The organism is Marisediminicola antarctica (assembly GCF_009930795.1).
In the GTDB taxonomy this organism is placed as follows: domain Bacteria; phylum Actinomycetota; class Actinomycetes; order Actinomycetales; family Microbacteriaceae; genus Marisediminicola; species Marisediminicola antarctica.
In genome coordinates this window covers 2,797,671-2,819,818 of the sequence record NZ_CP017146.1, presented here as the reverse complement: position 1 = coordinate 2,819,818, position 22,148 = coordinate 2,797,671, and the positions used below count along the sequence as shown (strand labels likewise).

The following is a 22,148-nucleotide window of genomic DNA, read 5'->3' as shown; positions in this document are numbered from 1 at the left end:
AGAGGCTAGGGTTAACCCAATGATTGAACCAGATCCCACGCAGCACGGAGACGACGACGGCGTCATCGACAGAGTCCTGTCGAACTCGTCGGCGAAGCCAGCTGGATACACCCTTTTCACGCCCCATGGCGCCCAAGCCCTCCAGCCGCGCACCTTCGACGAGAACTCGGACAACACCCACGACGGCGATCAGTCCGAGCGTGAGGACCGCCAGGCGCTGCGCCGTGTGGCCGGTCTCTCGACCGAGCTCGAAGACGTCACAGAGGTCGAGTATCGCCAGCTGCGCATCGAGCGCGTCGTGCTCATCGGCATCTACGGCCAAGGCAACGTGCTCGAGGCCGAAAACTCCATGCGCGAGCTGTTCGCCCTCGCCGAGACTGCGGGTGCAGTGGTCCTCGACGGGCTGCTCCAACGCCGTCCGAACCCCGACCCCAGCACTTACTTCGGCAAGGGCAAAGCCGAGGAACTGCGTGGAGTGGTCGCCGCGACCGGCGCCGACACGGTGATCGTCGACGGCGAACTGGCCCCGAGCCAACGGCGTGCGCTCGAGGACATCGTCAAGGTGAAGGTCATCGACCGCACCGCCGTCATCCTCGACATCTTCAGCCAGCACGCCAAGAGCCGAGAGGGCAAGGCCCAGGTCGAACTCGCCCAGCTCGAGTACCTGCTGCCACGGCTGCGCGGATGGGGCGAGTCGATGTCCCGCCAGGCCGGTGGCCAGGTGGGCGCCGGCAACGGCATGGGCTCGAGAGGCCCGGGCGAGACCAAGATCGAACTTGACCGCCGCCGCATCCACACCCGCATGTCGAGGCTGCGCAAGCAGATCGAGGGCTTCAAGCCGTCGCGGGAGGCGAAGCGGGCCAACCGCGTGCGCAACTCGGTGCCGTCCGTTGCGATCGCCGGTTACACCAACGCGGGCAAATCGTCGCTGCTCAACCGCATCACCCGCGCGGGAGCACTCGTCGAGAACGCGCTGTTCGCGACTCTCGACACCGCGGTGCGCAAGAACGAGACTCCCGACGGCCGCGCCTACACGCTCACCGATACCGTCGGGTTCGTGCGCAATCTTCCCCATCAACTCGTCGAGGCGTTCCGGTCGACCCTCGAGGAGGTCGCGGATGCCGATGTCATCGTCCACGTCGTCGACGGCTCCCACCCCGACCCCGCCAGCCAACTCACCACGGTGCGCGATGTGATCGGCGAGGTCGATGCACGTCACCTTCCCGAGATTGTGGTGTTCAACAAGTCGGACCTCATCGACGACGACCAGCGGCTCGTGCTGCGGGGCCTCGAGCCAAGCGCGATCTTCGCATCCGCGCGCACGCGCGAGGGCGTCGACGAGATCCTGACGCGGATTTCGGAACTGCTGCCCGTTCCGCGGATCGAGCTCGATCTGCTCATCCCGTTCAGCCGCGGTGACGTCGTCACCAGGCTTCACGATCATGCGCGGGTGCTCGACACCCGCTACGACGAGAACGGCACCCGCATGCACGTGCTCGTCGACGAGGAGCTCCGGGCGGCCGTCGCGGAGTTCGTACTGGCCCCAGCCGTCTGAGTCCCCGCCGTCTGAGTCCCAGCCGTCTGGGTCCCCGCCGTCTGAGCCCCAGGGAACCGCCGCGCAGCGGGGCCGGTAGCCTAGCTAAACCGCGCGGAGGACCGCGACGACCTTGCCGAGCACCTCGGCGAAGTCGCCGAGGATCGGTGCGAACGCGGAGTTGCGCGGAAGCAGCCAGGTGTGCCCGTCGCGCTGCTGAAACACCTTCACGGTGGCCTCGTCGTCGAGCATCGCAGCGACGATGTCGCCGTTCTCCGCCGTCTTCTGTTGACGCACGACGATCCAGTCGCCGTCGCAGATCGCCGCGTCGATCATCGAGTCGCCCGACACCTTGAGCATGAACAGGTCGCCCTTGCCGACGAGCTGGCGGGGGAGCGGGAAGATCTCGTCGACCTGCTGCTCTGCCGTGATCGGGATGCCGGCCGCGATCCTTCCGACCAGCGGTACCATCGCGGCATCGCCGACCGGCGTCGGGTTGTCTGAGACGGTGCCCGAGTCAGTGCGGGGCAGGTCGATGAGAACCTCGAGTGCCCGCGGCCGGTTCGGGTCGCGGCGCAGGTAGCCGCTCAGCTCGAGCTGGTTGAGCTGGTGGGTGACGCTCGAGAGAGAGGACAGGCCGACGGCATCGCCGATCTCCCGCATGCTCGGCGGGTACCCGCGGGAGGCGACGGATCGCTGGATCGCGTCGAGAATAGCCAGCTGCTTCTCGCTCAGGCTCTTGCGACGGCGGGTTCCCGCTCGCTCAGTCGACTCGCTGGCCGGCCTGTCCTGCTGGTTCTCGTGCACGAATGCTCCTCATTCCGGGGTCCTATCTGCACCGGCGGGGCCGAACGAATCACCGATGTCAGTGGTCGCTGGTTGTGTGTGGTCCAGACAATCGAAACTGTATCCACGATTGGGGCTCCCGCCAAACCTATCTTCGACTGTGTCGACGAAAAGTTGGCACAAATGTTCGAAGACTGACTTGAATGCCGGACTAATCGAATGTATGTTCGGAACAGAGCTTCGTATCCGGTACTCCCGGCCGAGTGCCGGATACGAAAGCTCGATCGCTTTCGTCGACAGAAGGGCAAGACAATGACCTCACACACACTGACGGCACGCACCCTGAGTTCAACGGGTCCCTCGACGACCACCCGGACGACCACCCCGACGGTGCGCGCGTCGCACCTGCGACTCACCCGCCGCGGTCGACTTGTGCTGACGACCCTCGTGGCCCTGCCGCTCGTGGCCGCCGCGGGCGCCTTCGCGCTCAACGGCGGAGTGGCCGTAGCGTCGAACTCGTCCTCGTCGACCAGCTTCGAGTATGTTCAGGTATCCAGCGGCCAATCCCTCTGGCAGCTCGCCCAGTCCATCGCGCCAGCCGCCGACCCGCGCGACGTCGTGTCCGACCTGCTGCACTTAAACCAGCTCGGCAGCGCCGATGTGCACCCCGGCCAGCAGCTCGCCCTGCCTGCCAAGTACTCCAACTGACCCGCCCGCGGGGCCCGCGCCCGGCGCTGTCGTGACCGGATGGGCCCTTAAACTGGGGAGGTGACTTCGCTCAGTGACCTTCCCATCCGTGACGATCTTCGAGGCCTGACGCCGTATGGCGCTCCCCAGGAGCATGTTCGCATCGCCCTCAATGTGAACGAGAACACGCATCCGGTCCCCGAGGCCGTCGCCCGGGACATCGTCATCGCGTTGGCCGAGGCCGTGCTCACGGTCAACCGCTACCCTGACCGGGAATTCACGGAGCTGCGCGAGAGCCTCGCCGGCTACCTCGGCCACGGACTGACGGCCGAGAACGTGTGGGCGGCCAACGGGTCGAATGAGGTGCTGCAGCAGATCCTCCAGGCATTCGGCGGTCCGGGACGCACCCTTCTCCTCTTCCCACCCACCTACTCGATGCACTCGATTATCGCCGCGGGCACCGGCACCCAGTGGATTGCGGCTGAGCGAGACGACGGATTCGAGATCCTCCCCGAGACCGCGGTCCGCGCCATCCGGGAGCACCGCCCCGACATCGTGTTCTTCTGCTCCCCGAACAACCCGACGGGAACCTCCGTCTCGCTCGAGACCATCGCCGCCGCCTACGACGCGACCGACGGCATCGTCGTGGTCGATGAGGCCTACGCGGAATTCGCGCCGGCCGATTCCGCCACCGCGCTGACCCTGCTCGACGGCCGCGAGCGACTCATCGTCTCCCGCACAATGAGCAAGGCGTTCGCCTTCGCAGGGGCCCGCGTCGGCTACCTCGCAGCCGACCCGGCGGTCGCCGACGCGCTGCGGCTCGTCCGACTGCCGTACCATCTCTCGGCCCTCACCCAGGCGGCCGCGATCGCTGCGCTCGCGCACTCGGGCGAGATGCTCGCGATGGTCGACGACATCAAGGGCCAGCGGGACCGCCTCGTGGTCGAGCTCACGACTCTCGGCTACCACGCCTGGCCGAGCGCCGCGAACTTCGTGCTCTTCGGCGGGGTGGACGACCCGCACGCGGTCTTCGAGTCCCTGCTCGCCCAGAGCATCATCATCCGCGACATCGGGATCGCCGGGCACCTGCGGGTGACGGCGGGAACCGAGGCCGAGACCACGGCGTTCCTCGACGCCCTCGCCGGGCTCGGGCGCCCTCAGCCCGCTCGCTAGGATTGACGGATGACCAGTCAGCGCACCGCGCACATTCAGCGCGAGACGAGCGAGTCGAGCATCGACCTCACGCTCAATCTCGATGGGTCGGGAATTACCGACATCACGACATCCGTGCCGTTCTTCGACCACATGCTCACGGCGTTTGCGAAGCACTCCCTCATCGACCTGACGGTCAAGGCCAAGGGAGACATCGAGATCGACGTGCACCACACCGTCGAAGACATCGGAATTGTGCTCGGCAAGGCCATCGGCCAGGCCCTCGGAGACAAGGCCGGGATCGCCCGGTTCGGCGACGCCCTCGTGCCGCTCGATGAGGCGCTCGTCCAAGCCGTTGTCGACGTATCCGGGCGTCCCTTTCTCGTCCACACCGGCGAGCCCGCCGGCTTCGAATTCCACCTCATCGGCGGCCACTTCACCGGTTCGATGGTGCGCCACGTCTTCGAGGCCATCACCTTCCACGCCGCATTGACCGTGCACATCACGGTGATGGGCGGCCGAGACCCGCACCACATCGCCGAGGCGGAGTTCAAGGCCTTCGCGCGCGCCCTCCGCCAGGCGGTCGCACTCGACCCCCGAGTGCAGGGTATCCCCTCCACCAAGGGGGCGCTGTAGCCGTGACAACTCCGAACGTCGTCGTCCTCGACTACGGTTCCGGCAACGTGCACTCCGCGGTGAAGGCGCTGGAGCGCGCCGGGGCGAACGTCGAACTGACCGCCGATCGGCGCAAGGTCGCCGAGGCCGACGGACTGCTCGTGCCAGGGGTCGGTGCATTCTCCGCCGTCATGGATGCGCTCGGCACCGTCCACGGCGCCGAGCTCATCGACCGTCGGCTCGCCGGCGGACGCCCGGTGCTCGGCATCTGCGTTGGTATGCAGATCATGTTCGAGCGCGGCGTCGAGCGCGGAATCAAATCGGAGGGTCTCGGCGAATGGCCGGGCACTGTGACCGAGCTGCCGGCGGAGATCCTGCCGCACATGGGCTGGAACACGGTCGAGGCTCCCGCCGACTCCATGCTGTTCGACGGCATCCGAGACGAACGCTTCTACTTTGTGCACTCCTACGCGGCCCAGGAATGGACCCTCGAGACGTCCCGCCCGTTCGAGCCGCCGCGCCTGATCTGGTCCGAGCACGGAGCGCGATTCCTCGCCGCTGTCGAAAACGGGCCGCTCACCGCAACCCAGTTTCACCCCGAGAAATCCGGCGACGCGGGCATCCGCCTGCTCGCCAATTGGATCACGAGCCTCAACAAGAACTAGGCTCGTCGAGTTCACCCCAACCCCAGTCTCAGAGAGATCACATGAGCGAGTTCAACAAGACCCCCGGCCTTATCCTTTTGCCCGCGGTCGATGTCTCGGGCGGCAAGGCGGTCCGCCTCACCCAGGGGGCCGCTGGCAGCGAGACCAACTATGGAGACCCCATCGATGCTGCGGCCGACTGGGCCAGCCAGGGCGCCGAGTGGATCCACCTGGTCGACCTCGACGCCGCGTTCGGTCGCGGCAACAACCACGCAGTGATCAAGAAGGTCATCCGCCAGGTGCGAGGCAACGTCATGATCGAGCTGTCCGGCGGCATCCGTGACGACGAGAGCCTCGAGGCTGCGCTCGCGACCGGCGCCAAACGCATCAACCTCGGCACCGCTGCACTCGAGAACCCGGAATGGGCGGCCCACGTCATCGCCGAGTACGGCGAGGCCATCGCGGTCGGACTCGATGTGCGCGGAACGACGCTCGCGGCGCGCGGCTGGACAGAGGAGGGCGGCGACCTCTGGCAGGTTCTCGACCGCCTCGAGCAGGCCGGATGTGCCCGCTACGTCGTCACCGACGTCACGAAGGACGGAACGCTGCAGGGTCCGAACCTCTCCCTGCTCCGCGAGGTTGCCGACCGCACCGAGAAGCCGGTCATCGCCTCCGGTGGCATCGCGAGCCTCGACGACATCGCCGACCTGCGCTCCCTCGTCCGGTACGGCGTCGAGGGCGCGATCGTCGGCAAGGCGCTCTACGCGAAAGCGTTCACCCTCGCCGAGGCGCTGGACGTCGCCAGCGACTGATGCCGCTCGAGCAGCACGACGGACACGGGGCGGCCGACTCGGCCGGCACACCCTGGCAGGGCAGGAGCTTCGGTGACGCGGCACCGTCGGACGACGACGGCTCGGCCGCGCCGGCCCTGATCGAGATCCTCCGCGGGTTTCGTTCGGGCGAGGTCGCTGCGGCCGCGGTCGTCGACGTCATCCGCGCCTCCAGGCTGCTCATCCCGCTCGTCGCCGAACTCGCCGAGGCCGGCGTCGGGCCAACCGGCCTCAGGATCGACAAGAGCGCCGACCTCTCGATCGTCACTGTGGCGGGGCCGGACGGCCGCGGCGTCATGCCGGTGTTCAGTTCGGTTGACAGCATGCGCCGTTGGAATCCGCTGGCCAGGCCTGTGCCTGCGGATGCCGTGCGCGTCGGCCTCGCCGCCGCAAGCGAGCACACCGACCTCGTCGTCCTCGACCCGATGTCGGAGACGGAGTTCGCGATCCGGCGACCGGCGGTGTGGGCGATCGCGCAGCAGCTACCGTGGGTACCGAGCTACCTCGACCCAGAGGTTGCAGCGGAATTCGCGAACTCGGCGGACGCGGAGCAGCAGGTGCTCGCGGTCTCTCTTGCAGCGGGTGATCCGAGGGCGCGGCTTGCGGGCCCCGAGCTCGTGGTGGTGCTCGAGCTCGCGCCCGGGCTCGACCAGTCCGCCCTCTCGGCCGTCGTCGCGCGGCTTCAGGAGCGGTGGTCCGCCTCGGAGGTCATCGCGGCCCGGGTCGACAGCGTGGCGGTGCGGCTGCTTGCGGCGGGCCCGTCGGACATGCCCGAGGGGTGACCCGCTGCAGGTTGTCCGGGCCGAGGTTGCGTCCGACCACGCGCGCCGGCCTCGATGGTGTTTGTGCCCGTTTGTAACGGGTGCGCCCGCTCGAGCGGGCGCGGTTGTCACAAACGGGCGCTGACACGGTTGCGGCGGATGCGGGCGAGACGGTGCCGGGCGCGCCAGAGTGCGTAAGCCGTGGCGCCGGATGCCGTGGGCCCAGCACACTGGGACGAGTTCGCGAGCGACCCTATCCGGCGTTGCAGCCGACCGACGGGTCGAAGAGGCCGAGGCTGGCGTTTCGGGCATCCGTCTCCGCCCGCTCGACGTCGGCGAGGTAGCGGTCGTTCGGCTCGAACAGCACCGAGTAGCCCAGCCCGCGCGCCGCGATCGCGACGCTCGCGTTCTGCCCGTCTGACGTGAACACAGCCGCGAGGGTGCGCCCGTACTGGTCGGCGCGCTCGACGTCGTACTCGAGACTGACGGTCGAGCCGACGGGCAGCAGAGCCGCGAGGAAGTCGGATGCCTCGGGCCCGAGGCACTCGATCGGGGTGTTCTCCCTCTTCGTCTCGGGGGTGTCGATGTTGAGCAGCCGCACTCGCGTCACGGCGCCGTCGAGCAGCACGTCGACGGTGTCACCGTCGATCACCCTGTCGATGACCGCGCGATCCGCCGGCCGGATCCCCTCGGATGCCGTGCTTTCGGATGCCGTGCCCTCGGATGTCGTGCCCTCGGGTGCAGTGGGCCCAGGGGACAGGTCGTCCGGCATCGACGCCCAGACCCAGGCACCGGCCAACACCGCGATCACTACGACGGCAATGCCGAGTCGTTGACCGGCCGCACGACGCCGGTTCCTGATCTGCCACTCGTTCATAGCGAAAACCTAGGCCAGAACGGCGGCGATGCGAGTCAGTTGACCGCGCCGGTGTACTTCTCGCCGGCGCCCTTGCCCGGCGCATCCGGGAAGGGGGATGCCTCGCGGAAGGCGAGCTGCACCGAACGCAGCCCGTCGCGCAGGGCTCTCGCGTGCTGGTCGCCGAGGTCGGGCGCGGCAGCGGTGACGAGCCCGGCGAGCGCGTTGATGAGCTTGCGCGCCTCGTCGAGGTCCAACTGGGAGTCCGGGTCGTCGGCGAGGCCGCACTTCACGGCGGCGGCGCTCAACAGGTGCACGGCGACCGTGTTGATGACCTCGATCGCGGGCACATCGGCGATGTCGCGTGCTGCGTTCTCGGCATCATCCGGTGCTGAAAACTCGTGAATGTGCGCGTTATCGCTCATGGCTGGTTCCTCTGTTAGACTTCTGTCGGCTCCGGGGCCTTACAGCTCCGGAACGAAAGTGGAGATTCTCCCACCCGCGGTTACCGCTTCTTCAGGTTACCGGGTTGTTGGCACCCCGCCGACGAGCAGAAGGTTGCTCGAAGGTAGCCAGGGCGCCGGGCCAGTTTGCAGTGAAACCCACGGAATTCATCTCTGGGGAGAGAACTGCGGCTGTGCGTGAAACTCCTTCTTTCGTCTGATGTCGGCACCGCCGGCACCCAGTCAGGCACACGAAAGCGAACCCAAGGAGTAACGCATCAGCGATCCCCGTACCAATGACCGAATCCGCGTACCGGAGGTCCGACTTGTTGGCCCAGCCGGCGAGCAGGTCGGTGTCGTGCGCATTGAAGACGCTATTCGTCTCGCTCAGGAGGCCGACCTGGATTTGGTTGAGGTAGCTCCCAATTCCAAGCCTCCCGTCGCCAAGATCATGGATTTCGGCAAGTTCAAATACGAAACCGCCCAGAAGGCGAAAGAAGCACGCCGCCACCAGGCGAACACGATCCTCAAAGAGGTGCGCTTCCGCCTCAAGATCGACACGCACGACTACGAGACCAAGCGCAAGCGCGCCGAGGGCTTCCTGAAGGCCGGCGACAAGGTCAAGGCCATGATCCTGTTCCGCGGTCGCGAGCAGTCGCGCCCCGAGCAGGGTGTACGTCTGCTGCAGCGCTTCGCCGAGGATGTTGCGGAGTTCGGCTCGGTCGAGTCGACGCCGATGATCGACGGTCGCAACATGGTCATGGTCATCGGGCCGGTCAAGAACAAGTCCGAAGCCAAGGCCGAGTCCGAGGCCAAGCGCGCCGCGTCAAAGCCGGCTCGCGCCGAGCGCCCCGCTGCCGCCCCCGGAACCACGAGCGCGCCAGCCGCATCGACCCTGATCGCCGACGCGGCTCCTGCCGTGAAGAAGGCCGCCGAGGCCCCCAGGTCTGCGCCCGCACCAAAGACGACCCCGGTCGCCGAGGAAAAGCCAGCCGACGCCAAGGCCCCCGAGTCGAAGGCGCCGGAGGCGAAGGCCCCGGTCGCGAAAGCCGCCGAAACCAGCTCTCCCGCTGCGAAGGCAGCTGACGTGAAGCCGGCCGAAGCTAAGCCTGCAGCGAAGGCGACCCCAGCGGCCGCCCCAGCCCCAGCCCCCGCCCCCAAGGCCCCGGCCGCGGCGGCACCTGCCGCTCCCGCCGCGCCGGCGAAGCCCGTCGCGACGCCGAAGCCGAGCGGTGCGGTTCCCAAGCCGTCGCCCAAGGCTCCGGCCGTTCCCAAGGCTCCGGCGACGCCGCAGCCCCCCAAAGCTGCACCAGCAGATGTAGCGCCGGGCACGCCCGGCGCCAAGTAGTACGACAGATACGAGGAGAGACACATGCCCAAGATGAAGACCCATTCGGGTACCAAGAAGCGCTTCAAGGTCACCGGTAGCGGCAAGGTCATGAAGCAGCAGGCCGGTATGCGGCACAACCTGGAGGTCAAGTCCAGCGTCGTCACTCGTCGTCTGAACCAGGAAAAGGTGTTGGCCCCGGCCGACGCCAAGCTCGTCAAGCGCCTTCTCGGCAAGTAGACCGACCCACCAACCTCAAGGAACCAAATCATGGCAAGAGTAAAAAGGGCAGTCAACGCCCACAAGAAGCGCCGGGTCATCCTCGAACGCGCCAAGGGCTACCGTGGTCAGCGTTCGCGCCTGTACCGCAAGGCAAAAGAACAGCTGATCCACTCGTTCGTCTATTCCTACCGCGACCGTCGCCAGCGCAAGGGCGACTTCCGCCGCCTGTGGATCCAGCGCATCAACGCGGCGTCGCGTGCCAACGGCCTGACTTACAACCGCTTCATCCAGGGACTCAACCTGGCCGGAGTGCAGGTCGACCGTCGCATCCTCGCCGACCTGGCCGTCACCGACCCCGCGACCTTCGCGGCGATCGTTGCGACCGCGAAGGCAGCACTTCCCGCCGACACCAGCGCGCCGAAGGTTGCCGCCTAGATTCCACCAATAAGCTATCGACATGATCGATAACCCGCGTTCTCCACGAGTTCGCGCGGTGGCAAAGCTAGCCAAGAGAGACGCCCGGTCCCAGACCGGGCTCTTTCTTTTGGAGGGCCCACAAGCCGTCGCAGAAGCACTCACTTTCCGGCCGCAACTCGTGGTGGAGCTGTACGCGACGCCGACGGCAATCGAGCGGTATTCCGACATCGCCCAGGCCGCGTCCGTCGCGGGGATCGAGGTGGAGTTCGTCACCGAGCTCGTGCTTGAGTCGATGGCCGACACCGTCACGCCGCAGCGCATTGTCGCGGTCTGCCACCAGTTCCCGACCTCGGTCAAGGACATCCTCAAGCCGGATACCGAGGGCAACGGCCCCAAGCTCATTGCGATTCTCGAAGAGGTGAGAGACCCGGGCAACGCCGGGACGATCATCCGGGCCGCGGATGCCGCCGGTGCCGACGGTGTCATCTTCACCGGACGCAGCGTCGACCTCTACAACCCCAAGGTGGTGCGCTCGTCGACGGGATCGATCTTCCACGTGCCCGTGGCGGTCGGCGCCGATTTTGACACCGTGCTCGAGAGGGCTCGGGAGGCCGGCATGTTCGTGATCGCGGCCGATGTCAAAGGCGGCGACCTGCTCGCCGCGCGCCAGGACGGCGTGCTCGCGCGCCCGACGGCGTGGGTATTCGGCAACGAGGCGCGCGGGCTCTCCGACGAGAACCTCGCGATGACCGATCTCGCCCTCACTGTGCCCATCTATGGGCATGCCGAATCGATGAACCTCGCCACGGCGGCATCCGTGTGCCTGTACGAGAGCGCCTTCTCGCAACGCTCCGCCGGCTGACCCCGCCACGCATCTCGAGTCACTTCCGGAGATTGCGGGATTGTTACGACTGGCACTAGGGGTTAGTGGGCGTTCTCACAGTGTGGTTGGGTAGGGGAATGGTGCAAGCAGGCAATGGTGAACCCCTGGTCGTCGTCGATCACGTCAACAAGCACTTCGGTGCTCTCCATGTGCTGAAGGACATCTGCACCACGGTCACCCGCGGCGAGGTCGTGGTGGTCATCGGGCCCAGCGGGTCGGGCAAGTCCACCCTCTGCCGGGCGATCAATCGGCTCGAGACCATCGACGACGGTCTCATCACCATCGACGGCACCGAGTTGCCGAAAGAGGGCGCCGGCCTCGCAAAGCTTCGCGCCGATGTGGGCATGGTCTTCCAGTCGTTCAACCTCTTCGCGCACAAGACGGTGCTGCAGAACGTGACGCTTGGTCCGATCAAGGTTCGTGGACTCTCGAAGGCGGATGCCGAGACGAGGGCCATGGCGCTGCTCGAACGCGTCGGTGTCGCCAATCAGGCGAAGAAGATGCCGTCCCAGCTTTCCGGCGGTCAGCAGCAGCGCGTCGCGATCGCCCGCGCGCTCGCGATGGAGCCCAAGGTCATGCTGCTCGACGAGCCGACCTCGGCACTTGACCCCGAGATGATCAACGAGGTTCTCGACGTGATGGTCGGCCTCGCCAAAGACGGAATGACGATGATCGTGGTCTCCCACGAGATGGGCTTCGCGCGCAAGGCCGCCGACCGCGTGCTGTTCATGGCCGAGGGTGCGATCGTCGAGGAGGCCACACCCGAGGAATTCTTCACGAATCCGAAGTCAGATCGGGCCAAGGACTTCCTCTCCAAAATACTTACCCACTAACCAGTGGGTGGGACACACAGCACAAGGAGCGAATTATGAGACTCAAAAAAGGTCTGATGGTCTCTGCCATGGCCGCCGTCGCGGTGCTCGGACTGAGCGCCTGCACCGATTCCGAGGCGCCCACCGCCGAGCCAGAGGTGCAGGAGGAGGTCGAGTTCGAGGCGGGCACGACCATGGCCGAGCTCAACGAGGCCGGCGAGATCACGATCGGAACCAAGTTCGACCAGCCCCTCTTCGGGCTCGTCGGCCCAGACAATGAACCGGTCGGCTTCGACGTCGAGATAGGCAAGATCATCGCCGCCGAGCTGGGCATCGCACCCGAGGACATCAACTGGGTCGAGGCCATCTCCGCCAACCGCGAGCCGTTCATCCAGAACGGCGAGGTCGACCTCGTCGTCGCGACCTACACAATCAACGACACCCGCAAGGAAGTTGTCTCGTTCGCCGGCCCGTACTACATCGCCGGCCAGGACCTGCTCGTTCCCGCGGACAACCCCGACGGCATCGAAGGCCCGGAGTACTTCACCGAGAACCCCGACGCGGTCGTCTGCACCGTGAGTGGATCGACTTCGGAGAAGAACATCCGTGAGTACACCGACAACGTCATCGCGGCGAACGGCTACTCGGACTGCCTCGAGCCCGTGCGCACGGGAGCGGCCGCCGCGGTCACAACCGACAACGTCATCCTCGCCGGTCTCGCCGACAAGAGCGACGGTGAGTTCGAGGTCGTGAACAACGCGTTCACCGAAGAGCCCTACGGCATCGGCGTCGCGCTGGAGGACACCGAGTTCCGCGACTTCATCAACGACACGCTCGAGGCAGCGTTCGAAGACGGCCGTTGGGTGGATGCCTGGGAGGCAACCGCCGGCGTCGTGCTCGACACGCCTGAGCCGCCGACCGTCGACCGCTACTAACACCACGTGAGAGTCGGCCCGTCCGCACCGCGGACGGGCCGACTGCCACGATCAGAGAAAACAGGGGCGGTTCATGGACGCGATCATCGAAGGGTTGCCGCTCTTCATCGACGGCTTCCTGGTTACTCTGAGCCTGCTCGGCGTCGCGGGGATGGGGGCGCTCGGCATCGGCATCGTCGTCGCGGCGATGCGGATCTCTCCCGTCGCGTCCCTGCGCATGATCGCGACGGTCTACACGGAACTCGTTCGCAACACCCCACTGACTCTTCTGCTGTTCGGCTGTGCCTTCGTGTTGCCCTATCTCGGGGTGAGGCTTGACTACTTCACTCTCGCCGCGATCGGTCTCACCGTCTACACCTCGCCGTTTGTGGCCGAGGCGCTCCGCTCCGGAGTCAACGGCGTCTCTATCGGGCAGGCCGAGGCAGCCCGCAGTATCGGCCTCACCTTCGGCCAGACTCTCGGGTTCGTCGTGATGCCGCAGGCCATCCGCATGGTCATACCCCCGCTCATCAACGTCTTCATCGCCCTGACGAAGAACACCTCCGTCGCGGGTGGGTTCTTCGTTCTCGAACTCTTCGCTCAGTCCCGGCGGGTCATCAACAATCGGGGAGACGAAGTGCTGGCGATCCTGCTCGCGGTGGCGTTCTTCTACCTCATCATCACCGTGCCCCTCGGTCTCATTGCCGGGGCCATCGAAAAGCGAGTGGCGGTCCTCCGATGAGCCAGTCCGTTCTCTACGACGCCCCGGGCCCGCGCGCCATCCGCCGGTCGAGGGTGACCTCGGTCGTCTCTGCGGTGCTGATCGCGCTCGGCATCGCCTGGCTGATCTTCACCCTCGCCTCGCCGCGCGAGACCGCCGGTGGCTCCACCCAGGTCGGACTGTTCGACGCGAGCCGCTGGGACATCCTGCTCGATGCCGCCGTCTGGCGCGCCCTCTGGCGCGGGGTGCAGGGCACACTGCAGATGGCCGGCGCCGCAGCTGTGCTCGCGATGATCATCGGCATCCTCTTCTCCTTCGGGCGCACCGCGCGCACTGCCTGGATCCGGGTGCCCACCGCCGTGCTGCTCGAATTCTTCCGCGGCATGCCCGTACTGCTCATGATGCTCTTCGTGCTGCTCGTTTTCGCCTCCGGCTCGTACGTCGCCGGCGTCGCCGCCCTCGCCGTCTACAACGGAGCCCTGATCGGCGAGATCCTCCGCGCTGGAATCGCCTCGCTGCCGCGCGGCCAGGCCGAGGCGGGCCTCGCGATCGGGCTGACCCCGACCGCCACGCGATTCCTCATCGAGTTTCCGCAGGCGTTCCGCCAGATGCTGCCGATCATCATCGCCCAGATGGTCGTGCTGCTCAAGGACACCGCGCTGGCCTACATCGTCGGGTACCCGGAGCTGCTGCGCATCGGCGTCAACAACCTCTCCAACTTCTACGGCAACGCCTACTTCTTCACCCTGTTTTTCGTTGTGCTGGTGATCTATCTCGTCATCAACCTCTCGCTCTCCTGGGTCGCGCGCTTTGTCGCGCGGCGCACCGGAAGCAAGGCCGTTGTCGCGAAGATCCCCAGGCGTGGGATCTTCGGAAGGACCCGCGGTACCGCCGCGCCGACGGACGACGGTGCGGACGATGGTGCGGCCGGCAAGTCCTAGCCCGCACTAAACTCGACTCTTGTGTCTGAGTACCTATCCCTGAACGAGCAGAACGTCGGCGTTGCCGTGGATGCTGCCCTTGCCGCCCTCGCGTCGGCTACGTCCTCGTCGAGCCTCAAGGTCGCTCGAGCCGACCACCTCGGGGAGCACTCGGCTCTCGCGGCGTTCAACGCGTCGATCAAGTCGTTGCCGAACGACCAGAAGTCGGCCGCCGGCAAGCTGGTCGGCCAGGCGAAGGCACGCCTCACCCAGGCGTTCGAGGCGCGCGTCGCCGAGGTGTCGGCGGCGGAGGAGTCCGCGCGTCTCGCTGCGGAGAGTGTCGACGTGACGGCTGCGGCATCCCGCTGGACGCCCGGCGCCCGGCATCCGCTCAACCTGCTCATGGAACAGATCGGCGACATCTTCCTCGGCATGGGCTGGGAGATCGCGGAGGGGCCGGAGCTGGAGAACGAGTGGTTCAACTTCGACTCGATGAACTTCGACGAGGACCACCCCGCCCGCGCCATGCAGGACACCTTCTTCGTCGACCCGATCGACAAGCACCTCGTGCTGCGCACCCACACGAGCCCCGTGCAAACCCGCTCGATGCTCGAGCGCACCCCGCCGATCTACGTGGTCGCGCCGGGCCGCACCTTCCGCACCGACGAGCTCGACGCGACCCACACCCCGGTGTTCCACCAGATCGAGGGTCTCGCCGTCGACAAGGGCCTCACGATGGCGCACCTGCGCGGCACGCTTGAGCACTTCGCCCGCCTCATGTTCGGCGACGAGGCGAGAATCCGGCTGCGCCCGAACTACTTTCCCTTCACCGAGCCGAGCGCCGAGATGGATGTCTGGCAGCCGAACGCCAAGGGCGGGGCGCGCTGGGTGGAGTGGGGCGGCTGCGGCATGATCAACCGCAACGTGCTGCTCGCCTCTGGCATCGACCCCGACATCTACCAGGGCTTCGCCTTCGGCATGGGCATCGAGCGCACCCTCATGTTCCAGAACGGCCTCACCGACATGCGCGACATGGTCGAGGGTGACATCCGATTCAGCAAGCAGTTTGGAATGGTCCTCTGATGCGCGTCCCCCTGAGTTGGCTCGCCGAGTTCGTCGACCTCGTGCCCGGTTCGAGCACCGACGACATCCACGCGGCGCTCGTGAAGGTCGGCCTCGAGGAAGAGGGAGTGCACGGATTCGAGCTGAGCGGCCCCATCGTCGTCGGCGCTGTGCTCGAGTTCGTCGATGAGCCGCAGACCAACGGCAAAACCATCCGCTGGTGCCAGGTCGATGTGGGCGAGGACGTGCCCCGCGGGATCGTCTGCGGCGCGCACAACTTCGCCGCCGGCGACAAGGTCGTCGTGTCGCTGCCCGGCGCCGTGCTGCCCGGGCCGTTCCCGATCGCAGCCCGCACGACCTATGGCCACGTCTCCGACGGCATGATCGCTTCGGCCAAGGAGCTCGGCCTCGGCGAGGAGCACGCCGGGATCCTCGTGCTGTCTACCCTCGGGCTCGACCCGGCGGTCGGCGCGGATGCCGTCGCTCTACTCGGTCTGGACGACTCGGCCGTCGAGGTCAACGTCACCCCCGACCGCGGCTACGCCTTCTCGATCCGCGGCATCGCCCGCGAGTACAGCCACGCCACCGGCGCGACCTTCCGCGACCCTGCCGCCGGCGTGCCCGCGCACGACCGGGCCGAGGGAGCGGCGGTCTTCCCGGTCGCCATCGACGACCGCGCCCCCATCCGTGGGCGTACAGGCTCCACGGTGTTCGTCACGCGCGTCGTGCGCGGGGTCGACCCGACCCGGCCCACGCCCGCCTGGATGGTCGCGCGGCTGACCCTCGCCGGCATCCGCTCGATCTCGCTTGTCGTCGACATCACCAACTACGTCATGCTCGAACTCGGCCAGCCGGTCCACGGCTACGACCTCGACAAGCTCGCCGGCGGCATCACCGTGCGCCGCGCCGAGCCCGGGGAGAGCATCGTCACCCTCGACGACCAGACGCGAAAGCTCCACCCCGAAGATCTGCTCATCACCGATGGGTCCGGGCCCATCGGGATCGCCGGCGTCATGGGCGGCGCCACCACGGAGATCGGAACGGGCACCGTCAACGTGCTCGTCGAGGCCGCGAACTTCGACCCCGTCTCGATCGCCCGCTCCGCCCGCCGGCACAAGTTGCCAAGCGAGGCATCCCGCCGCTTCGAGCGCGGCGTCGACCCCTATGTCGCCGCACCGGCCGCGGCCCGGGTCGTGCAGCTGCTCGAACAGCTCGCCGGCGGCACCGCCGACGATCTCGGCTCGAGCCACACGACCCATCTCGCCGCGACCGGCATCGAGCTGCCCACCGGCTACGTCTCCGGGCTCATCGGCGTCGACTACAGCGACGAGGAGATCCTCTCCTCCCTCGCCGAGATCGGCGGAGCGATCGTCCCCTCCGACCGCGGACTCGTCGTCGCCCCGCCGAGCTGGCGTCCCGACCTGACCGACAAGGCGACGCTTGCCGAGGAGGTCGCCCGCATCGTCGGGTACGACCGGATCCCCTCCGTGCTGCCGACCGCGCCTCCCGGCCGCGGGCTGACCCGCGCGCAGCGTCTGCGCCGCTCCGCCGCCCAGCAGCTCGCTGCCGGTGGCTCGACCGAGGTCAACGCGTACCCGTTCGTGTCGAAGTTCAGCAATGACACCTTCGGAGCAGCATCCGCCGGCCCGGTTGCCGCGGTCAAGCTCGCGAACCCGCTCGACGGCGAAGTGCCGTGGCTGCGCACCTCACTCACGCCCGGGCTCATCGAGGTCGCCCGCCGCAACCTCTCGCGAGGTTTGACCGACCTCGCGCTGTTCGAGATCGGCACCGTGTTCCTGCCCGAGGCGGGCGTCGAGTACGGCAGCGGCCCGCTGCCGATCGGCAACGCGCGGCCGTCGGTCGAGGTGCTCGCCGAACTCAACGCGTCGATCCCGCCGCAGCCCCGTCACGCCGGCGGGCTGTTCCTCGGCAACGCCGTGGGCAAGCAGGCCGGGCAGGCCGCCATCACGGCATCCGTTGCCGATGCCCTCACCGCCGTGCGCCAGCTCGCCTCCGCCCTCGCGGTGACGATCGACGTGCGCCAGGGCAGCCACCAGGCGATGCACCCCGGTCGCACTGCCGAGCTGCTTGTCGACGGGCACACCGTCGGGCACGCCGGCGAATTACTGCCGACCCTCGCCGCCGAGCTCGACCTGCCCAGGGTCGTCGCCGTCTGGGAGGTCGACCTCGACGCGCTCATCCGGCTCGCGCCGGTATCGGTCACACCCACCCCGATCGCGACCCTCCCGGCCGCGACGCAGGACCTGTCGCTTGTCGTGCCCGTCGGGTTCCCGGCGAGCGAGGTGCTCGCGGCGGTCGTCGAGGGTGCCGGCCCCCTGCTCGAGGATGCCCGGTTGTCAGACGACTACCGCGGCTCCGGGATTGCGGATGGCGCAAGGTCGCTGACCTTCGCGCTGCGGTTCCGGGCGAGCGATCGCACCCTCACCGCGAAGGAGGCGACCGATGCGAAGCTCGCGGGGGCCGCCGTCGCCGCCGAGCGCTTCGGGGCGACGATTCGCGAGTAGGCGGTCGCGAGTTGCGGGTCGTGAGTAGCGGGTCGCGAGTCACGAGTAGCAATCATCGGTCAGTGAGCAGCGGGTCGCGAGTCGCGAGTCGTCGCTGGTCCCGAAGATCTTCGTGCTGCTTACGCCCGGCCGCGGCGGGGGACTCGATCATCACGCCGAGTACGCAGTAGTGGCTCCTCAGACCGGTGCGGGAGCGACCACTACTCTGTACTCGGCGTGAATCTGACGGCGGGAGCTGCCGCGGAGGGTGGTTTCGGTGCGGTCGCTGCGCGACCTGCTGAACCGGCGGGAGTGTCTCTGCTGGTTGAGCAGCGCCCTCTGGCGCGCGTGTCGAAACCTGGGCTGTCGCTAACGACGGAACCGGTCATCCTCCCGCGGCGCGTCGTGAGCCCGGAGGCGCGCAGGGCGGCATCCTTCCGACTTTGGCGACACCCGCTCGCCGAGGGTCGTCGACTGCTCCCATACAGCCGGCCCCGCGCAAACTGAAGGTAACTTCGGCCGCCACGGCCCCGACCCCATCGCGTTCAGCCCGAAGGTGCGCTGGTACCGTCATTTGGCACGGCGGGCACGAGAACGCAATTTCGACACCGTTGCCACGCGACATGCTGAACCGACAGGCTCTACATGCTCAACCGACCGGCTCTACCTGCTCAGCGCCGGAAGCCCCGCGATTGGGCGAGTGGATGCCCGACGCGCTACGCTCGGGGGGTGGGCAACTTTCGCGAAGCACAGGTGGACGGCGTTCAGCCGCGCTCTTCCGTGCGACGTCGCGCCACCGGTGAGCGACTCGGGGCGTCATTTCCTGGTTGAGCTGAGGGGGCTCACCGTGGAGTGTCGCCGGACCAGTCCCTCGTCCCTCTCTCACTAAGGTAGAGCAATGTCATTGTCAGTTGCCGTAGCAGGTGCAAGCGGCTACGCCGGCGGTGAGCTGCTGAGAATTCTTGCAGCCCACCCCGAGTTCGACGTCACGACCGTCACCGCGTTCCAGAACGCCGGCCAGCGGCTCGTCGACGTGCAGCCGCACCTGCGCTCGCTCGAGCACCTCACCCTCGTCGAAACAACCCCGGAGACGCTCTCGGGTCACGACATCGTCTTCCTCGCCCTCCCGCACGGCAAGTCGGGCGAGATCACCGCCGCTCTCGACCCCGGCACCCTCGTCGTCGACTGCGGCGCCGACCACCGCCTCGAGAGCGAAGCCGACTGGGCCGCGTTCTACGGCGGCGACTACTTCGGCGCCTGGACCTACGGCCTGCCCGAACTCCCGCTCCACGGCGGCGGGCACCAGCGCGACCGCCTCGTCGGCGCCCGCCGCATCGCCGTGCCCGGATGCAACGTGACCGCGATCACCCTGGGCCTCGCGCCCGGCATCCGCGCGGGCGTCATCTGCTCGGACGACCTCGTTGCCGTGCTCGCCGTCGGCACCTCCGGCGCGGGAAAGAGCCTCAAGACGGAGCTGCTGTTCAGCGAGCAAACGGCCTCGGCCGCAGCGTATGCCGTCGGCGGCACCCACCGGCACACGCCCGAGATCCGCCAGAACCTCACCGCGGCCGGCGGCGTCGGCGTGACCGTGTCGTTCACCCCCATGCTCGTACCCATGTCGCGCGGGATTCTCGCGACCTCCACCGCGAAGCTCGCCCCCGGCATCCGCGCCGCCGACGTGCGCTCCGCCTGGGAGACCGCCTACGCGACCGAGCCCTTCGTGCACCTGCTGCCGGAGGGGCAGTTCCCGCGCACCGGCGACACCACGGGAGCGAACACCGCGCTCGTCGGGCTCGCCGTCGACGAGGCCGCCGGACGTGTGATCACCGTCACCGCGATCGACAATCTCGTCAAGGGCACCGCCGGTGCCGCGATCCAATCCGCCAACATCGCGCTCGGGCTTCCCGAGTCGCTCGGCCTCAACCTGAACGGAGTCGCCCCGTGAGCGTCACCCACGCCAAGGGCTTCGCCGCCGTCGGCCTCGAAATCGGACTCAAGAACAGCGGCGGCAAAGACCTCGCCCTCGTGCACAACCTCGGACCACGCAACGCCGCGGCCGCCGTCTTCACCAGCAACCGTGCCAAGGCCAATCCCATCATCTGGTCGCAGCAGGTCATCGCCGACGGCATCGCCACCGCGATCGTGCTCAACTCGGGCGGCGCCAACTGCTACACCGGCTCCCGCGGGTTCCAGGTGACCCACGCCACCGCGGAGGCCGTCGCCGCGAAGCTCGACCTCTCAACCACCGACGTGCTCGTCTGCTCGACCGGGCTCATCGGCGAGCAGCTCCCACTCGAGCCGCTCCTCGCCGGCATCGAGACCGCACAGCTCACCGCCGACGGGGGAGCGGATGCCGCCCTCGCAATCATGACGACCGACAGCCACCCCAAGACGAGCGTTGTCGACGGCGCCGGTTGGTCGATCGGCGGAATGGCGAAGGGGGCCGGGATGCTCGCGCCCGGGCTCGCGACGATGCTCGTGGTCCTCACGACGGATGCCGACGTGCCAGCATCCGACCTCGACGCGGCACTGCGCTCGGCCACCCGGGTCAGCTTCGACCGCCTGGACTCGGACGGCTGCATGTCGACCAACGACCAGGTGACGCTTCTGGCGAGCGGCGCCTCCGGAATCGTGCCTGACGCGGCGGAATTCCGCGCCGCCGTGACCACGATCTGCCTCGACCTCGCCCTGCAGCTGCAGGCCGACGCCGAGGGATCGAGCCACGACATCTCGATCGAGACCGTGAACGCCGCGAACGAGGACGACGCCGTGATGGTCGGCCGTTCGGTCGCCCGCAACAACCTCTTCAAGGCCGCCGTGTTCGGCAACGACCCCAACTGGGGTCGGGTGCTCGCCGCGGTCGGCACCACGAGCGCGACCTTCGACCCGTACGACATCGACGTGTCGATCAACGGCGTCATGGTCTGCCGCTCTGGCGAGCCGGGCCAGTCCCGTGACCTCGTCGACCTGGCCCCGAGGGCGGTGCACGTGCTCATCGACCTCAAGTCGGGCACCGACACGGCAACAGTGTGGACCAACGACCTCACCCACGACTACGTCCACGAGAACAGCGCCTACTCAAGCTGATGGCCACCGACGACGAAATCGAACAGGAGCTCGCGGCTGAGAAGGCCGCGATCCTCATCGAGTCCCTGTCCTGGCTCAAGCAGTACTCCGGCAAGATCGTGGTTGTGAAATTCGGCGGCAACGCGATGATCAACGAGGACCTCCAGCGCGCCTTCGCCGAAGACATGGTCTACCTGCGCTACGCCGGCCTGCACCCCGTCGTCGTGCACGGCGGCGGTCCGCAGATCTCGGCGGCGCTCGAGGAGAGCGGAATCGAGAGCGAGTTCCGCGGCGGCTACCGGGTCACGAGCTCCGAGGCCATCAGCGTCGTGCGCCGCGTGCTGGCCGACGAGGTCAACCGCGAAATCGTCGAGCTGATGAACGCGCACGCCGACGCGGGGCATCCGGTGCTCGCCGCGGGAGTGTTCGGCGACGGCAAGTCGTTGTTCTCGGGGGAGCGCAAGGGCGTCGTCGTCGACGGCGAGAGGTTCGACCTCGGCCACGTCGGCGACATCACCCACGTCGACCCGTCGAGCGTGCTCGACGTTATGGCCCGCGGGCTCATCCCCGTCGTGTCGTCGATTGCGTTGGAGAATTCCGACCCCAGCCAGGCGCTCAACGTGAACGCGGATGCTGCCGCCGGCGCGCTCGCGATAGCCCTGCAGGCCACCAAGCTCGTGGTCCTGACCGACGTGCCCGGCCTCTACAGCGACTGGCCCAACCGCGACTCCCTCGTCGACCTCATCACCGTGGACGAGCTCACCGCGCTGCTCCCGAGCCTCGAATCGGGCATGATCCCCAAGATGACCGCATGCCTGGATGCCGTGGTCGGCGGCGTCGGCGGAGCGACGATCATCGACGGGCGCATCCCCCACGCAATCCTGCTCGAGGTCTTCACCCAGCTCGGCGCCGGCACCGAAGTCATCCCCAACTCCAAAAGGAAGTCGCAGTGAGCACCGTTCCCAGCACCACCGACACGACCTGGAAGACCC

The 22,148-nt window shown here is 67.5% G+C and carries 23 protein-coding genes; 20 read left to right on the top strand and 3 right to left on the bottom strand.

Annotation, left to right across the window (positions count from 1 at the left end; translation table 11 throughout):
• The first annotated feature begins 19 nt into the window (after positions 1-19).
• On the top strand, positions 20-1,555 hold the full coding sequence (hflX, locus tag BHD05_RS13095; protein WP_161886816.1) for a GTPase HflX: 1,536 nt from the start codon (positions 20-22) through the stop codon (positions 1,553-1,555).
• An 84-nt stretch (positions 1,556-1,639) separates the two neighbouring features.
• On the opposite strand, the gene lexA is transcribed toward hflX, so the two are convergent.
• Positions 1,640-2,341, bottom strand: coding sequence for a transcriptional repressor LexA (gene lexA / locus BHD05_RS13090; RefSeq protein ID WP_161886815.1), 702 nt, complete (start codon positions 2,339-2,341; stop codon positions 1,640-1,642).
• Positions 2,342-2,632: 291 nt separating this feature from the next.
• On the opposite strand from lexA, the gene BHD05_RS13085 reads away from it, so the two are divergent.
• Genes BHD05_RS13085 through BHD05_RS13060 form a run of 6 tightly spaced genes read left to right on the top strand, consistent with a single transcriptional unit; the run spans position 2,633 to position 7,030 of the window.
• Entirely contained in the window at positions 2,633-3,028 is a 396-nt protein-coding gene (locus BHD05_RS13085; protein WP_161886814.1) for a LysM peptidoglycan-binding domain-containing protein, read from the top strand.
• 60 nt (positions 3,029-3,088) lie between these two features.
• A complete protein-coding gene (locus BHD05_RS13080) occupies positions 3,089-4,180 on the top strand; it encodes a histidinol-phosphate transaminase (protein WP_161886813.1) in 1,092 nt (363 codons plus the stop codon).
• A gap of 9 nt (positions 4,181-4,189) precedes the next feature.
• Positions 4,190-4,795: an imidazoleglycerol-phosphate dehydratase HisB gene (hisB, locus tag BHD05_RS13075; protein ID WP_161886812.1), complete on the top strand. Its 606-nt coding sequence runs from the start codon at positions 4,190-4,192 to the stop codon at positions 4,793-4,795.
• A 2-nt stretch (positions 4,796-4,797) separates the two neighbouring features.
• Positions 4,798-5,439, top strand: coding sequence for an imidazole glycerol phosphate synthase subunit HisH (gene hisH, locus BHD05_RS13070; RefSeq protein ID WP_161886811.1), 642 nt, complete (start codon positions 4,798-4,800; stop codon positions 5,437-5,439).
• 41 nt (positions 5,440-5,480) lie between these two features.
• Complete coding sequence (gene priA, locus BHD05_RS13065) at positions 5,481-6,230, top strand: bifunctional 1-(5-phosphoribosyl)-5-((5-phosphoribosylamino)methylideneamino)imidazole-4-carboxamide isomerase/phosphoribosylanthranilate isomerase PriA (RefSeq protein ID WP_161886810.1); 750 nt, start codon at positions 5,481-5,483, stop codon at positions 6,228-6,230.
• On the top strand, positions 6,230-7,030 hold the full coding sequence (locus BHD05_RS13060) for an SseB family protein (RefSeq protein ID WP_161886809.1): 801 nt from the start codon (positions 6,230-6,232) through the stop codon (positions 7,028-7,030). The genes priA and BHD05_RS13060 overlap by 1 nt, the downstream gene beginning before the upstream one ends.
• Positions 7,031-7,262: 232 nt before the next feature.
• On the opposite strand, the gene BHD05_RS13055 is transcribed toward BHD05_RS13060, so the two are convergent.
• Entirely contained in the window at positions 7,263-7,886 is a 624-nt protein-coding gene (locus tag BHD05_RS13055) for a thermonuclease family protein (protein WP_202614223.1), read from the bottom strand.
• A 35-nt stretch (positions 7,887-7,921) separates the two neighbouring features.
• Positions 7,922-8,290 (bottom strand): DUF1844 domain-containing protein, encoded by a 369-nt coding sequence (locus tag BHD05_RS13050; RefSeq protein ID WP_161886808.1) that lies wholly within the window; start codon positions 8,288-8,290, stop codon positions 7,922-7,924.
• A gap of 295 nt (positions 8,291-8,585) precedes the next feature.
• On the opposite strand from BHD05_RS13050, the gene infC reads away from it, so the two are divergent.
• The 13 genes from infC to argB all read left to right on the top strand — a co-directional run bounded on the left by infC (position 8,586) and on the right by argB (position 22,109).
• Positions 8,586-9,656, top strand: coding sequence for a translation initiation factor IF-3 (gene infC, locus BHD05_RS13045; protein ID WP_161887546.1), 1,071 nt, complete (start codon positions 8,586-8,588; stop codon positions 9,654-9,656).
• A gap of 24 nt (positions 9,657-9,680) precedes the next feature.
• Entirely contained in the window at positions 9,681-9,875 is a 195-nt protein-coding gene (rpmI, locus tag BHD05_RS13040; RefSeq protein ID WP_161886807.1) for a 50S ribosomal protein L35, read from the top strand.
• A gap of 30 nt (positions 9,876-9,905) precedes the next feature.
• Entirely contained in the window at positions 9,906-10,292 is a 387-nt protein-coding gene (rplT, locus tag BHD05_RS13035; protein WP_161886806.1) for a 50S ribosomal protein L20, read from the top strand.
• A 22-nt stretch (positions 10,293-10,314) separates the two neighbouring features.
• A complete protein-coding gene (locus BHD05_RS13030; RefSeq protein ID WP_161886805.1) occupies positions 10,315-11,136 on the top strand; it encodes a TrmH family RNA methyltransferase in 822 nt (273 codons plus the stop codon).
• 98 nt (positions 11,137-11,234) lie between these two features.
• On the top strand, positions 11,235-11,990 hold the full coding sequence (locus tag BHD05_RS13025; RefSeq protein ID WP_161886804.1) for an amino acid ABC transporter ATP-binding protein: 756 nt from the start codon (positions 11,235-11,237) through the stop codon (positions 11,988-11,990).
• 35 nt (positions 11,991-12,025) lie between these two features.
• Positions 12,026-12,904, top strand: a complete 879-nt coding sequence (locus BHD05_RS13020; RefSeq protein ID WP_161886803.1) for a glutamate ABC transporter substrate-binding protein — start codon at positions 12,026-12,028, stop codon at positions 12,902-12,904.
• Positions 12,905-12,977: 73 nt separating this feature from the next.
• Entirely contained in the window at positions 12,978-13,625 is a 648-nt protein-coding gene (locus BHD05_RS13015; protein WP_161886802.1) for an amino acid ABC transporter permease, read from the top strand.
• Positions 13,622-14,545: an amino acid ABC transporter permease gene (locus BHD05_RS13010; protein ID WP_161886801.1), complete on the top strand. Its 924-nt coding sequence runs from the start codon at positions 13,622-13,624 to the stop codon at positions 14,543-14,545. Before BHD05_RS13015 ends, BHD05_RS13010 begins: the two co-directional genes overlap by 4 nt.
• A gap of 21 nt (positions 14,546-14,566) precedes the next feature.
• A complete protein-coding gene (gene pheS / locus BHD05_RS13005; protein ID WP_161886800.1) occupies positions 14,567-15,607 on the top strand; it encodes a phenylalanine--tRNA ligase subunit alpha in 1,041 nt (346 codons plus the stop codon).
• Positions 15,607-18,111, top strand: a complete 2,505-nt coding sequence (pheT, locus tag BHD05_RS13000; protein WP_161886799.1) for a phenylalanine--tRNA ligase subunit beta — start codon at positions 15,607-15,609, stop codon at positions 18,109-18,111. Before pheS ends, pheT begins: the two co-directional genes overlap by 1 nt.
• Positions 18,112-18,988: 877 nt before the next feature.
• The gene (gene argC / locus BHD05_RS12995; protein WP_161886798.1) at positions 18,989-20,035 is read left to right on the top strand and encodes an N-acetyl-gamma-glutamyl-phosphate reductase; all 1,047 of its coding nucleotides are present in this window, start codon (positions 18,989-18,991) and stop codon (positions 20,033-20,035) included.
• Positions 20,032-21,177 carry a bifunctional glutamate N-acetyltransferase/amino-acid acetyltransferase ArgJ gene (gene argJ, locus BHD05_RS12990; RefSeq protein WP_161886797.1) on the top strand — a complete coding sequence of 382 codons (1,146 nt, stop codon included), beginning with the start codon at positions 20,032-20,034 and terminating at the stop codon, positions 21,175-21,177. Before argC ends, argJ begins: the two co-directional genes overlap by 4 nt.
• On the top strand, positions 21,177-22,109 hold the full coding sequence (gene argB, locus BHD05_RS12985) for an acetylglutamate kinase (RefSeq protein WP_161886796.1): 933 nt from the start codon (positions 21,177-21,179) through the stop codon (positions 22,107-22,109). The genes argJ and argB overlap by 1 nt, the downstream gene beginning before the upstream one ends.
• Positions 22,110-22,148: the final 39 nt, after the last annotated feature.

Bases quoted from the DNA above. Each gene is read 5' to 3' on its own strand.
- hflX (WP_161886816.1), top strand. From the start codon at position 20: ATGATTGAACCAGATCCCACGCAGCACGGAGACGACGACGGCGTCATC.
- BHD05_RS13085 (WP_161886814.1), top strand. From the start codon at position 2,633: ATGACCTCACACACACTGACGGCACGCACCCTGAGTTCAACGGGTCCC.
- hisB (WP_161886812.1), top strand. From the start codon at position 4,190: ATGACCAGTCAGCGCACCGCGCACATTCAGCGCGAGACGAGCGAGTCG.
- priA (WP_161886810.1), top strand. From the start codon at position 5,481: ATGAGCGAGTTCAACAAGACCCCCGGCCTTATCCTTTTGCCCGCGGTC.
- BHD05_RS13060 (WP_161886809.1), top strand. From the start codon at position 6,230: ATGCCGCTCGAGCAGCACGACGGACACGGGGCGGCCGACTCGGCCGGC.
- BHD05_RS13055 (WP_202614223.1), bottom strand. From the start codon at position 7,886: ATGAACGAGTGGCAGATCAGGAACCGGCGTCGTGCGGCCGGTCAACGA.
- BHD05_RS13050 (WP_161886808.1), bottom strand. From the start codon at position 8,290: ATGAGCGATAACGCGCACATTCACGAGTTTTCAGCACCGGATGATGCC.
- rpmI (WP_161886807.1), top strand. From the start codon at position 9,681: ATGCCCAAGATGAAGACCCATTCGGGTACCAAGAAGCGCTTCAAGGTC.
- rplT (WP_161886806.1), top strand. From the start codon at position 9,906: ATGGCAAGAGTAAAAAGGGCAGTCAACGCCCACAAGAAGCGCCGGGTC.
- BHD05_RS13030 (WP_161886805.1), top strand. From the start codon at position 10,315: ATGATCGATAACCCGCGTTCTCCACGAGTTCGCGCGGTGGCAAAGCTA.
- BHD05_RS13025 (WP_161886804.1), top strand. From the start codon at position 11,235: ATGGTGCAAGCAGGCAATGGTGAACCCCTGGTCGTCGTCGATCACGTC.
- BHD05_RS13020 (WP_161886803.1), top strand. From the start codon at position 12,026: ATGAGACTCAAAAAAGGTCTGATGGTCTCTGCCATGGCCGCCGTCGCG.
- BHD05_RS13015 (WP_161886802.1), top strand. From the start codon at position 12,978: ATGGACGCGATCATCGAAGGGTTGCCGCTCTTCATCGACGGCTTCCTG.
- BHD05_RS13010 (WP_161886801.1), top strand. From the start codon at position 13,622: ATGAGCCAGTCCGTTCTCTACGACGCCCCGGGCCCGCGCGCCATCCGC.
- pheT (WP_161886799.1), top strand. From the start codon at position 15,607: ATGCGCGTCCCCCTGAGTTGGCTCGCCGAGTTCGTCGACCTCGTGCCC.
- argC (WP_161886798.1), top strand. From the start codon at position 18,989: ATGTCATTGTCAGTTGCCGTAGCAGGTGCAAGCGGCTACGCCGGCGGT.
- argB (WP_161886796.1), top strand. From the start codon at position 21,177: ATGGCCACCGACGACGAAATCGAACAGGAGCTCGCGGCTGAGAAGGCC.